This window comes from Vibrio sp. 1CM24A, assembly GCF_023161725.1.
Classification (GTDB): Bacteria; Pseudomonadota; Gammaproteobacteria; order Enterobacterales; family Vibrionaceae; genus Vibrio; species Vibrio coralliirubri.
Genome location: NZ_JALNTS010000001.1, coordinates 327,695 through 343,172, shown reverse-complemented (window position 1 = coordinate 343,172; position 15,478 = coordinate 327,695). Strand labels below are relative to the sequence as shown.

Sequence of the window (15,478 nt, the reverse complement as noted above, 5' to 3'; positions counted from 1 at the left end):
TCACCTTTCGTATAAATACCGAACAAAAACAACGCTATTTAGGCATATATCGATCGCTGGGCGCGTATTTTTTGGTGAAGAACGACTGTATCTGGCTTGTTAACCAAACGATACTAGCCAAACTCAATCCAAAGTCGAATCCCTAGTTGCGCCTACATACTCCATCACGCATAATGTTACAGGTTTACGTACGAAATATATTATGAGCGACAAAGCATTCAGACAACTCAACATCTTCTTCTCTGTTTTTTGCCTGGCAATGACCGTGCTGTCGCTGATCTCTTTCCATACCATCATGGATAAGAATTACATAATCACACCAGACAGATACCCTACGCGCGTAAATACAGACAGAGACCATGATGGCGGCACCATAGGGTCGTTATACAAGTCAAAAGACAAAATTGAGTTACAGTGTGACTTTAATCGTACCTATAGTTCACCTTTCTGTGAGGTTGAATTTGTTCTCTCTACTGAAGGTAAAGGCTTAGATCTCTCCACATTTGATTCTGTCACCATCAATATGGAATATGAAGGTCAAGAGGATCCAAGGTTTCGATTCTACATACGTAACCACGACGAAAACTACAGCGTCCAAGGCGACCCTATTTCTAACAAGTTCAATCGCTTAGACTTCTCATTTCCCGATAGAAAACATATCGATTTAGATTACTTCAATGTCCCTTTATGGTGGATTGACTACTACAACCACCCGATAACCAACAGCGCGGTCGATATTACTAACGCTGTTTCAGTTGAATTGGGGCTGGGAGCTAGCACGCTCGATGGCCACCATACTCTGACAGTCGAGAGCATTGTTTTCCACGGTAAGATTATGAACAAGGTTATGCTATGGAAGATCTTAATTAGCTTATGGGTAATCTACGCGGTCTGCTATGTCTGTGGGGCATCATACGTAGCTAGACGAGCGAGAATGTTTTCAGTAAACCAACAGCGTTTGTTAGCCCAAGAAATCGAAGAGTTAAAAATAAAGGCGACTACCGACCCTCTAACTGGCTGTCGTAACAGAACCGAAGCGTTAGATACCTTTTATGACTTTGAGCGTCTTGCACAACAAGGAAAGACAATTCACATTGCTCTGTTTGATTTGGACCATTTTAAGCAGGTAAACGACCAATACGGTCATGAAACCGGTGATCAAGTTCTTATTCTGTTTGTCTCAACGGTGATCGACAACCTTGGTGAGCAATACTTATTGTATCGTTGGGGCGGTGAGGAGTTCTTGTTAGTTTGTATAGAACAAACAACGCTACAGTGTCACGAAACGATTGCCAAACTCTACTCTTCAATGGACGAAACCACTTGGCCCAAAGGGCTTCACATTACCGCATCCGTTGGTTTTACCCAACTTACACAGAATGAATCGATTCGTTCAGCCATTAAGCGTGCAGACAAGGCACTCTATCAAGCTAAAGATAACGGGCGAAACCAAGTTGTTACGTTTGACTAAGCCTCATCAGACTGGCCTGCAGTTCAATATTCAATGCTCTATCAACACGCATCAATACCCTGTCGATATCTACTCTCTATTTAGTCAGCAATTACATTTTTAACGGCTGACTAAACAAGCCCATAAGTTTTGCTCTCTCATCAGAATTCTAATCGATTCGCACACACACTATCCGTAATACCGCCATCATTAGCTTTCTCAAATTGATACGCGTCGTTCCTTAATCGACTTCTACACAACTCCTTTACGCCTCGTAAGCTACCTAAATATTTGTTCTGTAAAGCACATATGTACCAACGAAGCTTATTTTGGACATTACCGCTGTGGCTTGTCTCGCCCTGTTCTTCGATGAACTCCTCATTTGTCTTCTTCTGAACATTCATGGATTCTCATCCGTTAAAAATACAAGTCACAACGTCACTAGCCTTAAAAAACGCTATATATTTAGTGACTTAGCTATAGCGACAAGAATGCTGACACCTAAAGTGACGGTTGTTTTACTTTCGGATCTTGCTGTAATTTAATTACAACCTAAGGCTAAGAAAAACCTGAAAAGTTAATTACTCTGACGTAACTTATTGAATAAGTAGTATTTAAGAGTTTTTGGCAGGTCGGAATTTAGGGTAACTAAAGAGTAGGTATGTACGAGATAATATACTAGAGGGTAAAATATTTAGTTATAGTGCACTAAAGTGTTAAAAAAGAAGGGCTGATGCCCTACTCTTCTTTATTACTCATTTCTTCGCGAATTTGCTCAGCAACGATTTTGATAGCTTGTGCTGTGCTGATGCCTTGGGTCATCATTTCTTGAATTCGTTCAACAGCTTTCTGTTGTTCTTCGTGAGAAAGGGTTGGTAAGTCGTTTAGCATGCTCTGCTCCTTTATTTAGGAGCAGAACTATATAAGGACTGTTAGTAACTAGCAAGGAAATTGATTGAAGCACCCATTGCATTTTCATTTGTGTAGTTAGCACTTAGATCTAACTGAAACAAGTTCAATGGCGAGATACCAATACCAGCTGTCACTGTTCCTTCTGAATCAGAGTAAGCTAGGTTCTTGTAATACCCTCCCCTTAGCTTAAGCTGACGTAACAGGTCTACTTCAGTACCAACACGAATCATCTGTTCATTGTCTTCGAACGAAGTAAACTTCTCTGTCTCGTTTAGGTCGTAATCAACACTTAACGTAAAGTAATCAGAAACGATACCTGCACCCACTGTGTATACCGGCTCTAGTTGGTAAGTGTATTTACCACCAACTTGGTGGGTCGCGCTACTTGTGCTGCTGTTAAGTACTCTTGTCGTGTCTTTGGTTTCAATGTCTCTAGAGATCAAGTTAGTTGCTGCAACACCCACTCGGAACGGGCCGAAAAACCAAAGTGCACCGGCATCCATGTTGAACGCTGTGTCGCCATCGCTGTTTTCTCTAACGTCAGACAAATCGTAATCATTAACCGACGCAACATAGTTGTACGTGTAAATACGTTGGATCTTAGGTGTGATACCAAATGAGATGTGTTGCCCCATAAAAGTTTGGTATTTTGCTAAAGAAAGGCCAACTTCTGCTACACCGATTGAAACTGCTTCAACAGTAGACAGTTCTACTTTGTCTTCATCTGAACCTGTCGTGTAAACGTTAGGAGTCGCAAATGATTCTGTATAGGCTTTAGCGAAAAGGTTTGCCGCGACAAACTGATTAGGAAGAGCAAACGCGACAACACCACCCAATTCTACATTAGCTTGGTTGCCATCAAGTTTGTTAAGCGCTGCATCTAAGTCTGCGGTGTTTGACGCATCAACGACACTATCGATATTCGATTTCATGTCCTTAGGGTCATTATAATTACCGCCGAAACTTGGCGTGATCATTCCCATGTCATCATTACGACGATAAATCGCAACAAGTGCTGGGTTATAGAATGGAGCTGTTAGGAAGTTTGCTGAAACAACACCAACACCACCCATCGCATCACCACGCGCTTCAATGGCGTAGTTTGCTGCTGAAAGAGGAAGACTGGCGAATGCAATTGACGCTGCGAGTAGTTTTGTAGTTTTTTTCATGCCGTTTATCTTTGTTAGATCCCTTACATAGTTAACGGCACAATTTTAAATTACTTTAACTCTTCTTCGCTAGAAATATCATAAGTTTTACTGATAGTTTGTGCTTGTTCTATCGCTATGTCGCCTTGCCAGCGTGAATGCACCATTGAAACCGCCAAAACATAGCGATCATTGGGAAGTTCTTCGCCAGTGAGGTTCATTGGATAATCAGATTCGTAGCTCTTGCCCCACACCTGCTCATAGTGTTCATCAACGTAATCGTACAAACCGATTTCGAGCTTAGGGAGCGGACAATAAGGATTGAGTAGTTCTTTTTTATCGATTCGCCAAGTGTCTTTTGATGCCCAGCGAACTTGTTGACGCATGGCGACTTCACCCAAAACAACCCAAGTGCTCCAAGACTTCCCGCCATCGTCTTTTACGCTTAAACGATATAAACCGGATTCAAGTTGAGAGGCTAAATTGTAACGCTTTCGGTATAGACTCACCGATGCGTTGTTAACCACTTCACTGTCTTTGGTTAGCTCACTGTCCGAAGAAACGATCTTATCGACCCACTTCTCGAAGGTAATGTCTTGAATGTTGTTTTCAGATTCGACATTAATCGATACTCGAAAGGTATCTCGACCAGGGCTTTGAATGATGTGTCTTTTAACGACGACTGAACTGATCCAATCCGGTAGTGTTTTTCTGGTGAGGGTTTTACCACAATCTTTGTTCAATGCTTGATCGAAAAGTTCATTGAGGTGATCTTCTCGTGATTGAGAAGAGTTGATTTGCCAAACTTCCACTAATGAATCAAACATCTGAGGTAAATCATTATCTAGCAGATGTTTATGAACTTGAGTCAGAGCATCGCTGCTCTTAAACCAATCCGTTGCTTGCGCGGTATTCGCTACGCAAGAGAACATTAATAGTGGAAGTAAGGCTATTCTCATTACGCTTTCATCTTGTAACCAACGCCACGCAGCGTTTCAATTTCTAGACCCGGCAGTTTCTGTCTTAGTTGCAGAACATGCGTGTCTACCGTACGTGTTGTTGGGAAATGGTTGTAACCCCATACATGGTCAAGCAGTTCATCACGTGTAAACACACGTCCAAGGTTACTTGCCAAGAACAGTAGAAGGTCAAATTCAGTGCGCGTTAACGTTACTTCCTGTTCATTGAAAAACACTTCACGTGTCGCTTTATCGATAACAAGATTCTGAGCGATAACTTTTGATGCATCTTGTTCTTCAGAATCTGGCAGGCGAAGTTGAGCCCGAATTCGAGCAAACAGCTCAGCCTCTGCGAATGGCTTTGTTAAGTAGTCGTTTGCACCCGAATCTAGGCCCGCTACTTTGTCTTTTACTGTCACGAGAGCCGTCAGCAAAATCACTGGGATATCTTTCTTTTTCTTCCAACCTGGAAGTGAATCTACTGAGTCGCCATCAGGAAGTTGACGGTCTAGAATCACTAGATCCGCTTGTTCCCAGTAGCCTTCAACTTCAGAGATCAGTTCTGCATGCAAACATTCATATCCAGCTTGCTCAAGGCTAACTAATAAACCGTCAGCTAAATTTTTATCATCTTCAACGAGAAGCAATGTCTGTTTCACAAGGTATCTCCAAAATAAATGTTGTTGGGGGGCCGATAAGCGTCATGTGACCGCCCATTTTTCCAACCATAGATTCCACTATCGTCAGACCTAAACCGAGTCCACTCTTACTTACGAATGGCTTTCTTAGTTGCCCCCAGTCTTTGCGAGACAAGTCTCCATTATCTATAACTTTGAATGTCAGCTTCTTGTCAGAAGTATTCAGTTCTAGAATTACTGGAGCCACGCCGTATTTCACGGCATTTCTGATTAGGTTATCGATACACGTTCCTAACCAATATACGTTCACTTTTGCAGCTATATCTTTGTTTACACGTAGCTCAATCCCCGGTGCAAAGTCTTCTTCAACTTTGTATTGGAGCCACTCTTCAACACTTGGCACCCACTCTGTTGCGAGCGGTTGGTTATCTGATTGCAGGTAATCTTTACTTGCTTCCGCCAACTGTCTTAAACGGCGTGTATCTTCACACAGCCTACGGAACTCATCATATACCGATTCTGGTAAGTGTTCGAACTCACGTCTGAACCCTTCCACCGTCAATGACAAACTCGCAATCGGCGTTCTTAATTCGTGCGTTAGGATTTGAAGAACCAGCATGCGACTCTTCATCTCTTGTTTCTTACTGTTCCAGCGGTAAATCGCCCAACCTAAGACAAGCATTATGTTGGCAATTACCAAGATAAACATGGCGACTTGCAGAAGCTCTGAATGATCTTCTATTTCCCAACACACGTTACCACGCTGGACAAAACAGCTATTGCCTTCTGAAGACAAGCTAAACGATAACCCTGCAAGCGTAGCGTTTTCGTTCCAGACTGATTCTTTATACAGGTAATATCTGTCGCCACGTTTTACCCACATCTCATCGAGCTCAACAAACATACTCGCACCAGCAAGCAGTGCGGTGATGGCTTCGCTATCCATTTGTTGCAAGCGAGACAGCAGTTCGTCGTGTTCGGTATTTGGTCGCTCTTGAATATGCATAAAGCGCTTCAGAGAGTCGAACTTTTCTGGGTACTTCTCAACGTATCGTGCAGCATAAGAACCACCACCAGGGTGAATTAAACCACTACGGCTAAACCAACGGTCAGAAAGCTTGGTGCCTTTACACATTGCACGAGTAAAAACTAAAGGCTCAGTAATCAACGGGCTTAACGGCAGTTTACCGCTACAGGTTTTTGATAACTGGTATAAGCGCTGGATGTCTTTTAATGGATACTCTGCTGTTTGTGGCAGCATAGAAGACGGCATGATCAAACGTGTTGGATAATCAGCCTGTAGCACTCGAATATCGTAAGATTCGATTGCCGTTTCATGATCAAAGAGTTTGGTGAAATTATCGATACGCTCAGGTAAAGAGTCAGCAAATGCGTTTGCAGACACAGACAACGTAGCGATAAGAAGAGTAAATGTTCTTTTGATGATCACAAACCAACGCAAATTCATATAGATCAACCAAATATATACCATTCGCTATCAAAGATAAATTTTTAACCGCATGAAAAACAGTGAGAATGGCGAGTTACAGAGATAAAGTCCGATATATTACTGCCATACTATACAGACGTACTAGTAGACTGATTGACCAGCCCAACCTCAATTGCGACAAGTTTTTGCATAAGCTTCGTTAACTTCTTAGCAACTGATCTCACACATAGAGTCGCTTTCGTAAGATAAAAAAAGGAGCTCAAATGAGCTCCTTATCGAGTTATTACAGATTGCTTAGAGGTGATCTCTATAGATGTTCTAAGATGCTTAGACAGCTCTTTTTAGCATCGCCAAACAGCATCTGTGTGTTCTCTTTGAAGAACAGTGGGTTTTGCACACCGGCGTAACCTGTGTTCATCGAACGTTTGAATACGATAACATTCTGAGCGTTCCAAACTTCGAGTACTGGCATACCAGCAATTGGGCTGTTTGGATCTTCAAGTGCTGCAGGGTTTACGGTGTCATTCGCACCAATTACCAATACAGTATCTGTCTCATCGAAGTCATCGTTGATTTCGTCCATTTCCAGAACGATATCGTAAGGCACTTTAGCTTCAGCAAGCAGTACGTTCATGTGACCCGGTAACCTACCCGCTACTGGGTGGATACCAAATCGAACATTAATGCCCTGCGCTCGTAGCTTCTCAGTGATCTCATGTACTGGGTATTGAGCTTGAGCTACTGCCATGCCGTATCCAGGAGTGATGATTACTGACTTTGAGTTTTTCAGCATATCAGCCACATCTTCAGCTGATGTTTCGCGGTGTTCACCCTGCTCTTCATCGCCATCAGACACAACCACTTCTTGGCCGAATCCACCAGCAATAACGCTGATGAAAGAGCGGTTCATCGCCTTACACATGATGTAAGACAGAATCGCACCCGACGAACCAACCAATGCACCAGTTACGATAAGCAGATCGTTTGCAAGCATGAAACCTGCCGCGGCTGCTGCCCAACCAGAGTACGAGTTAAGCATAGAGACAACTACTGGCATATCTGCGCCGCCAATCGATGCCACTAGGTGGTAACCGAATGCGAATGCGATAAGTGTCATCACCATTAGCGCGAACATGCTGCCGTCCGCTTTAACGAACATGATCATCAGTAGCGTAGAAACTACGATAGCCGCTAGGTTCCACTTGTGCTTATGAGGGATGTTCAATGCAGACGAAGAGATAACGCCGCGAAGTTTACCAAACGCAACAATAGAACCCGTGAACGTCACCGCACCGATAAACACGCCAAGGAACACTTCCACAAGGTGAATAACGTGCTCTGCATGAATATCTGCAGGGTTGATAGAAACAGCAGCAGGTGGATCGATGTAGCTGTTGTAACCTACAAGTACTGCAGCCATACCTACGAAGCTGTGCAGAATTGCAACCAGCTCTGGCATTTCAGTCATTTCTACTTTTCTTGCGTAGTGGATACCAATACCACCACCGATCACCATAGCAATGATGATCCACACAATACCTGCAGAGTGAGGGCCAAAGATCGTTGCGATCAACGCGATTGCCATACCCGTGATACCGTAATAGTTACCTGCACGCGCAGATTCCTGTTTCGATAACCCAGCCAAGCTCATAATAAAGAATACAGCAGCAACAATATAAGCTGCTTGTACTAATCCTTCAGACATCTGTTACTCCTTAGTCTTTACGGAACATTTCAAGCATACGTTTGGTCACGGTAAAGCCACCAAAGATATTGATACTTGCAATTAATACGGCAATAAATGATAAGAACGTGACGACGCCACTTCCTTGTCCGATTTGTAACAGTGCACCTACTACAATGATGCCTGAAATCGCGTTAGTCACGGACATCAAAGGCGTATGCAGAGAATGGCTTACATTCCAAACTACGTAATAACCCACCACACAAGCGAGAACAAAAACGGTAAAGTGAGATAAGAACGCAGCAGGAGCAACCGAAGCTACCCAAGCGAATGCACCAACAGCAATTGCCATGCCTGCCGCTTTCTTAATTGGAGAAACAGATTCTTCAACTTTAGGCTCTGGTTTGGCCGCTTTTGGCTTAGCTTGTTGTGGTTGAGCTGAAACTTGAATCGGTGGAGCTGGCCAAGTGACCTCGCCCTCTTTAACGACAGTAACACCACGCAGAACAACATCTTCAAAGTCGATATTGATGTTGCCATCTTTCTCTTTGCAAAGTAGTTTCAACAGGTTAACTAGGTTCGTTGCATACAGCTGAGATGATTGAGTCGGCAGTCGACCAACCATATCAGTGTAACCAACCACCTTAACGCCGTTAGCCGTTGTAATGACTTGATCCGCAACCGTGTATTCACAGTTACCGCCATTGGCTGCCGCAAGGTCCACAATTACGCTGCCTGGGCTCATGCTATCGACCATCTCTTTGGTGATAAGTTTAGGCGCAGGACGACCTGGAATCAGCGCGGTTGTAATGATGATATCAACGTCTTTCGCTTGAGCTGCATAAAGCTCTTCCGCTTTCTTATTGAATGCTTCAGACATCTCTTTTGCGTAGCCGTCACCAGCACTGGTATCTTCCTTGAAATCGACTTCCAAGAATTCAGCACCCATCGACTCAACTTGTTCTTTAACTTCAGGACGAACATCGAATGAACGAACGATCGCACCTAAGCTACCCGCAGCGCCAATTGCCGCTAGGCCAGCAACACCAGCACCTGCAACCAGTACTTTTGCTGGTGGAACTTTACCCGCAGCTGTAATCTGCCCCGTGAAGAATCGACCAAACTCGTGCGCCGCTTCAACAACAGCACGGTAACCCGCGATGTTTGCCATAGAACTCAATGCATCTAACGCCTGAGCTCTTGAAATTCGTGGTACAGAATCCATCGCCATCACGTTGATGTTACGACTGGACAATTGTTCCATTAATTCTGGATTTTGAGCAGGCCAAATAAAGCTGACCAATGTAGCGCCATCTTTAAGAAGATCGATTTCATTTTTAGACTCGTCAACGATCGGAGCGTTAACTTTAAAGATAATATCGGATTTCCAAGCTTCATCTGCGGCGACAACTTTTGCTCCAGCTTGTTCATAAGCTGCATCTTCAAAACTTGCTAACGCACCTGCTTGTGATTCAACACAAACTTCAAACCCTAATTTTAGAAGCTGTTCTACCGATTTCGGCGAAGCAGCGACTCGCGTTTCACCTGCGAGCGTTTCTCTTGGTACACCAATTTGCATAGCTATTCCTTGACTATTGGCACGAATGACTTATTCGTTTGTATCTAACGACAACTAATACTTCAAGCGTTTTGTTCAAAGAACAGGAAAAGTTATTACTTATAACGATTTGGATGGAATTTGAGCGCTTCATTTGAAAAAATGACGACCGTCTAGAACGAAGAGGTCAAACCACTTGCAAATAATCCTTTTAATAACAACCTACTAGCTGTTCTTTGTCCCTAAAACTAAAAAGAGCTTTCAGCATATACACTGAAAGCTCTCTAAATTATGACCAACATCAATTCTAACCCTAATTGGTTAGCTAAATATATTGTCGCCCATTTGGTCGATGAACATCTGCGATTTTTTGAGCATCAATTCATCGGCATCTTGTTTGTTTGAAACAACATCTGAACGAATAAAACGGTGAGTTTTGATTTCACCATCGAATTCTTTCTCGATTCGCCCAGCAACACGGTATTGACCAGATTCTGCAATGGCATCTTGATAGATATTGAAACCCTTATATTCGACTGGCTCAATCTCTACTTTTTGTTCGGTTTTTTCTTTGCCACCAAATAATCTAGAAAAGAATCCCACGTTTTTTACTCCTTAAATGACCGTATTCACCCTAAACTATCATGACTGTTTACGGTTCAACAACGGCTTTTCATACCATTGCAATTCTACGTCATCATCAAAATTGTGTTGACTAAATATAACGGGCACATTGTCGTCACGTTCACGTCTTCGATCGTCAATGATCATACTTTCAGCATTTTTGACCGCGATCTCGCTATTGCGTTTATAGAGCACCAATTTGTCTTCTGGCAATGCTGAGAGAAAATCGATATCAAAACGAATATAGATAGGTTTTAGCTGACCTAAAGCCAAGCACGCGAGGTCGGCCAACTGTTCATTGGTATAACTAGACACATATTCCTCCGTAGCCAAAACATGACCTACCAGAGTTTCCATATAGTTATGTACATCAACACTAATTTGCATACCATACCTCCATTTGTAGCGGTTGTTTATGACCTAGTTTTGATCAATCAACAACCTTATCCCAGAACTTACATTAATTCCGTTCTAGACCTTACTCGAACTTCATTACAGATTTACAGTTCTCGCTTGTTGGTCATCATGTAACCATTAAGTACAAACCACCTAGATTTTGCTAAGTATCTATAACGACTAATTAATTTCTCATATATACTGTTTAGTTCGTTCTATGGTTAATAGCAACTCAAATACATATAAAAATGGTTGCACCAATAGCGAGCTATGGCTATGTTTTTGCTCTCATTTAAGCAAAATGCTTGGCAATTGCTTGTTTAACCGTATCCTACGTATAGTATTAATTAATAAGAAAATCATTATAGTTAGGCTCACCACATAAATGGCATCTTCTTTTGTAACGTCGAGCATGTTTCGATTCTGCTTTCCCTTACTTCTATTAGCAATGTTATTCGTAGGTATGAACAACGTCATTCTCGTGACAGATTCAAACTTAGGGTTTGCTAGCAACCTCCCTTACATTTTATTGAGCGTTGCGGTTCTGCTATGCCACACATTCAGACAAGGTCGAATGGCGATGGTATCGGTGACCATGCTTGTCGCTTACCTGATCATCCAAGTTCGATTACAAACGCCTCTCAATACTGGCACAACGCTATTAGAGCTGTCGTTACTGGCAGCATTAGTACCGGTCACTTGCTTACTTGTTTATGCCTTCCCTGATAACGGCGTAAACTCAAAGTCGATGCTGCTCTACGCCATCGTTCTCATTCTATTTATGGTGTGGGCGCAATTAATCGTCTCTCATTTCCATGCCGGCGGTTTTGAATCATGGAGTGAAGGTCTTTTGTTTATTGTCAGAGACTTCTCCAAACTGCCTTTTGTTTTAGTGTTATATAGCCTTTGCTTGCTTGGCCTTACTGCCATTCTCGTGTTGGTGTATAACCGCTCTATCGATGTTGTGGTTTATAGCGCTATCCTGCTTTCTTCTTGTACGTTCATCTTCTTTGACGTTCAGTACATCTCGAGCACCATGTTCTCGCTGTCAGGCACGTTGATCATCGTCTATGTGATGTCTGCCAGTCATGATATGGCCTTTAATGACCAACTGACTAACATCCCCGGTCGACACGCCTTAGAAGTCGATATGAAGCACTTGGGGCGGAAGTATTCGATGGCGATGGTCGATATCGATCACTTTAAGCAATTCAACGACACCTACGGACATGACATTGGCGACGATGTGTTAAAACTGGTGGCGCGCATTCTGAGGGAAACCACAGGCGGCGCTAAAGCTTATCGCTATGGTGGAGAAGAGTTCACGATTATCTTCAAAGGCAAACATTCAGAACAAGTTAAAGAGCACCTTCAAGCTCTGATTTCCGAGGTTCAAAACTACGACATGACGATTCGGAATAGTCACGAGCGCCCTGACGATCATGAAGTGGGTATGAAAAAGCGTGGCAAGAACGGTAAACCATCGGAAGTGGTGAATGTGACGGTGAGTATTGGATTGGCTGATAGCACAACCACCAGACATCCTGAAGAGGTGTTGAAGCTTGCTGACCAAGCGCTGTATAAAGCGAAAGAAACCGGTCGAAACAAACTGTGTATTGACCGTTAACAATAGTTGATAGCGAAGATATTGAGTGCTAGAGATCTAAATAGCTTAAGCCATTAATAGCGAACTGCTTCAATAACTATCACTTCCAAGTTCAACTAGCCTCATTGATTTGAGGCCGTAGGGGCTTAACTGGAAAAAAGAGCTTAATCTTGGTTGAAGAATATAACCAAGCTGCCACCTTTTAAGCTACTTCCGTAGTTAATCGTAAAACCTATTCCCACGTTATCGACCCACTCATTAAACAGGTTTGGGTTAAGCAACCAACCAACACTGCCCTCGTAGTAAGATGTGGTGCCCATAGATGCCACCGTGTCACCACCAATATCAATTCGTCTTATACTCGAGTACATCGATGTGATGTTCTTATCCCAACGCACGAGATCATAGAAAACCTTGGCTTCATTGGCGATATACCACCCTTCAGGATGACCGACATTGCCATTATTCGCCTCGCCCCAGCCGATGCCATTAAAGTAATGCCAACTGGTGCTCAATTTATACTTTCCCCAGTCATTCTTATCTTCGTACATCAGCTTGATTTTAGGCTCGATGATGTAAGCCCAAGCATCAGTATTGAGATATACGCCATCCAGTTGGTCTTGAATAGGCTTTAGCAATGAAGCGCGATATTCATAATCATTGCGGTAGTAAGAGATATGGTTACCGATAGCAGAGCTGAAGCTCCAATATTCGTCTAACTGGGACACATTCGCGAATTCCACGTAGCCAGACACTACCGACTCTTTTTGGAAGTCGTTTCTATTTGCTGCCGCGTACTCAACATCATTCTCGATCCGCAATGCAGACAAGCGCAGAGTCACCTCTTGATGGTTGTCTTCAATGTAACTGGGTAGTTCAAATGTGTAAGGCAAACTCAGGGAGGTAATGTTTTGTCGACGACTCACCGAATCATTCGAACCGATGTCTTCATTGTCCAAACTAAATACTTTATTGGGATCAAAGTTGTTGATGCCAAAAGTGAAAACATCGGTGTCGTTGAGCAATACACTGGTGGCAAAGCTCTGCTCTAGATCCTTTCGGAAAAGATCAGATAGCGTATTGGCATTAACCGTGGTCGGCAAAGCGGTAAAAAATAGAGGAACCGCAAGCGTCCAAGATGTGTTAGTCATAGAAAATGACTTCGAATGTGGCATTTCTTTTATCACTTAAAGCACTTCCTAGCTCAAACGCTATTAGAAGTATAAATTCAAATATCTAAAAGAGCTCGCCAACTAACGAGCAAGCTCCAAAATGTTGCGTTGTACAAATGTATTTCTGCCGCTTTGCTTCGCTTGATAAAGCGCTTGATCGACCTTTTCGTAAATAGACGCAATAGATTCGCTACCTTCTGGCACAAATGACAACACACCTTGTGACGCTGTCACTCTATCCGATACCGTTGAGTGTTCATGAGCGTAGTTCATCTCATGCAATGCCTCTTTAACTCGAGTCGCGTGTACCTTAGCGCCTTCAGTGTCTGTATCGCTAAGAATCAGAACAAACTCTTCACCGCCATAACGACCAACAAATTCTCCCGCACGCACAAACAGCTGTTTCAAGGTATTAGCAAGCCCTTGTAAGCACTTATCCCCTTGAATATGACCATAATTATCGTTGTAAGGCTTAAAGAAGTCTACATCTAGAAGTATAACTGTCATGGATATATTACGTCTTCCGTGCCACGCTATGCTCTCTTCAAGCTTAGTATCCATATATCGACGGTTATACAATTTGGTCAGGCCATCTTCGTTGGCTTGTTGCTGCAGAAGGATGTTCAGTTCTTCGAGTTTGGCTGTGCTCTGTTTTAGCTCTCGTCTCATGTGCGCGATACGTTGCATCGCAATCAACTTAGAATTTAAAACGACCTTGTTCACCGGTTTGATCAGGTAATCGTCGCCACCAGCGTCAATCGCTTTTGCGATCATCTCAGGTTCTTCGTGACCACTAAGAAAGATGATGGGAACCCATTCTGGGAATCGGCTTCGAACCTCATTAGCCACTTCGAAACCATCCATCTCAGGCATGCTGATATCAAGTAACACGAGTTCAGGATCAAAATCAGAATAAACACTCAGGGCTTCTTTTCCGCTACCGACAGCTTCTACAATATGACCCAGTTGCTTGAGTCGGATAGCAAGTTGCATCCTATCTAGTTGAACGTCATCAACCAGCAATATGCGCATCGAAGATCCCTTTTCTATCATCACATCACCTTTATCTAGTGTTGAATATTCAAAGTAGCTCAAATTTAGGCTTAAATCATGCCCTAATCTCTATATTATATTGACTTTTTTACAGATCTTTTTAGCATTGTTTCTTTTTAAAGAGAAATACTATGTCAGACGCTACAAACAACGAACAACAAGAAATCGATTTAACCACCATCTCACCAGAACTTCGTCAAGTTATCGAATTTGATGGCGTGCCAAAAGAGATGCACTTTATGGTTACTTCTATTCACGAAGTGTCTGAAGAAGCAGTACGCGAAGCTTGGGACAGCCTTCCAGCAAGCGCACAAAATGTTTTAGACAACTTCGAGCAGTTCCACGCTCTAATCTCAGTTAGCCAAGCTTTCGCTGGTGTTAACGTGATGGAAGAGTTCCCTACTCTTAAACTTCCAGAAGACATGACTGACGAAGAAAAAGAAGAGTACCGTGCTCAACTGCTAGACCAAGTTCTACACAACTGTGTTAAAGACATGGTTAAACAAATCAAGAAAGCTCGTCGTGATGCAATCTTGAAGCGTGATTTCAAAGAAGTTTTTACTAAGTAAGTCGCTCGTTGCCTAAAACTAGGCTAAGCGCTAACAGTAATACTTAAGATTAAGCCGCATGTTGCTTTAAACACGCGGCTTTTTTATATCCGCTATTTTCTGTAGTTCGATCGTTACGCCTGTATGTTCTTGTTACGAACGTTCATATTATTCGACAAATAATATGCCTTAACAGTCATACAGTGTGGAGCAAAACTGGCAGTTATACCGTATAAAAATGACGCATGTCTCCATTCATGGAATCAAGATCGTATTTTCA

General features: G+C 42.8%; 14 protein-coding genes. 3 read left to right on the top strand and 11 right to left on the bottom strand.

Annotated features, from left to right (window positions below; genetic code table 11):
• The first annotated feature begins 202 nt into the window (after positions 1–202).
• Complete coding sequence (locus MSG38_RS01515; protein WP_248400809.1) at positions 203–1,471, top strand: GGDEF domain-containing protein; 1,269 nt, start codon at positions 203–205, stop codon at positions 1,469–1,471.
• Positions 1,472–2,188: 717 nt separating this feature from the next.
• Here the strand turns inward: MSG38_RS01515 and MSG38_RS01510 are convergent.
• From MSG38_RS01510 to MSG38_RS01470, 9 genes are all read right to left on the bottom strand, one after another.
• Positions 2,189–2,341, bottom strand: a complete 153-nt coding sequence (locus MSG38_RS01510) for a YoaH family protein (protein WP_004731009.1) — start codon at positions 2,339–2,341, stop codon at positions 2,189–2,191.
• 41 nt (positions 2,342–2,382) lie between these two features.
• Positions 2,383–3,531, bottom strand: a complete 1,149-nt coding sequence (locus tag MSG38_RS01505) for a conjugal transfer protein TraF (protein ID WP_248400808.1) — start codon at positions 3,529–3,531, stop codon at positions 2,383–2,385.
• 50 nt (positions 3,532–3,581) lie between these two features.
• On the bottom strand, positions 3,582–4,469 hold the full coding sequence (locus tag MSG38_RS01500) for a DUF2861 family protein (protein WP_248400807.1): 888 nt from the start codon (positions 4,467–4,469) through the stop codon (positions 3,582–3,584).
• Positions 4,469–5,128, bottom strand: a complete 660-nt coding sequence (gene vxrB, locus MSG38_RS01495) for a response regulator transcription factor VxrB (protein WP_017060099.1) — start codon at positions 5,126–5,128, stop codon at positions 4,469–4,471. The genes MSG38_RS01500 and vxrB overlap by 1 nt, the downstream gene beginning before the upstream one ends.
• Positions 5,103–6,575 carry a sensor histidine kinase VxrA gene (gene vxrA / locus MSG38_RS01490; RefSeq protein WP_048608294.1) on the bottom strand — a complete coding sequence of 491 codons (1,473 nt, stop codon included), beginning with the start codon at positions 6,573–6,575 and terminating at the stop codon, positions 5,103–5,105. The genes vxrB and vxrA overlap by 26 nt, the downstream gene beginning before the upstream one ends.
• Before the next feature lie 289 nt (positions 6,576–6,864).
• Positions 6,865–8,262 (bottom strand): Re/Si-specific NAD(P)(+) transhydrogenase subunit beta, encoded by a 1,398-nt coding sequence (gene pntB, locus MSG38_RS01485; protein WP_017064580.1) that lies wholly within the window; start codon positions 8,260–8,262, stop codon positions 6,865–6,867.
• A 10-nt stretch (positions 8,263–8,272) separates the two neighbouring features.
• The gene (pntA, locus tag MSG38_RS01480) at positions 8,273–9,820 is read right to left on the bottom strand and encodes a Re/Si-specific NAD(P)(+) transhydrogenase subunit alpha (RefSeq protein ID WP_248400806.1); all 1,548 of its coding nucleotides are present in this window, start codon (positions 9,818–9,820) and stop codon (positions 8,273–8,275) included.
• A gap of 300 nt (positions 9,821–10,120) precedes the next feature.
• Positions 10,121–10,402: an HlyU family transcriptional regulator gene (locus MSG38_RS01475; RefSeq protein ID WP_004731023.1), complete on the bottom strand. Its 282-nt coding sequence runs from the start codon at positions 10,400–10,402 to the stop codon at positions 10,121–10,123.
• Between the two features lie 39 nt (positions 10,403–10,441).
• Positions 10,442–10,810: a late competence development ComFB family protein gene (locus MSG38_RS01470; protein ID WP_017060104.1), complete on the bottom strand. Its 369-nt coding sequence runs from the start codon at positions 10,808–10,810 to the stop codon at positions 10,442–10,444.
• 394 nt (positions 10,811–11,204) lie between these two features.
• Here MSG38_RS01470 and MSG38_RS01465 point away from each other — a divergent pair, with 394 nt between their 5' ends.
• Entirely contained in the window at positions 11,205–12,446 is a 1,242-nt protein-coding gene (locus MSG38_RS01465; protein WP_248400805.1) for a GGDEF domain-containing protein, read from the top strand.
• Between the two features lie 143 nt (positions 12,447–12,589).
• Here MSG38_RS01465 and MSG38_RS01460 read toward each other — a convergent pair whose 3' ends face one another.
• A complete protein-coding gene (locus MSG38_RS01460; protein ID WP_029235605.1) occupies positions 12,590–13,600 on the bottom strand; it encodes a Solitary outer membrane autotransporter beta-barrel domain in 1,011 nt (336 codons plus the stop codon).
• A 78-nt stretch (positions 13,601–13,678) separates the two neighbouring features.
• The gene (locus MSG38_RS01455) at positions 13,679–14,650 is read right to left on the bottom strand and encodes a diguanylate cyclase (RefSeq protein ID WP_193840422.1); all 972 of its coding nucleotides are present in this window, start codon (positions 14,648–14,650) and stop codon (positions 13,679–13,681) included.
• A 131-nt stretch (positions 14,651–14,781) separates the two neighbouring features.
• Between MSG38_RS01455 and MSG38_RS01450 the strand changes: the two genes are divergently transcribed.
• Entirely contained in the window at positions 14,782–15,219 is a 438-nt protein-coding gene (locus tag MSG38_RS01450; protein WP_017069091.1) for a DUF3069 domain-containing protein, read from the top strand.
• Positions 15,220–15,478 lie beyond the last annotated feature (259 nt).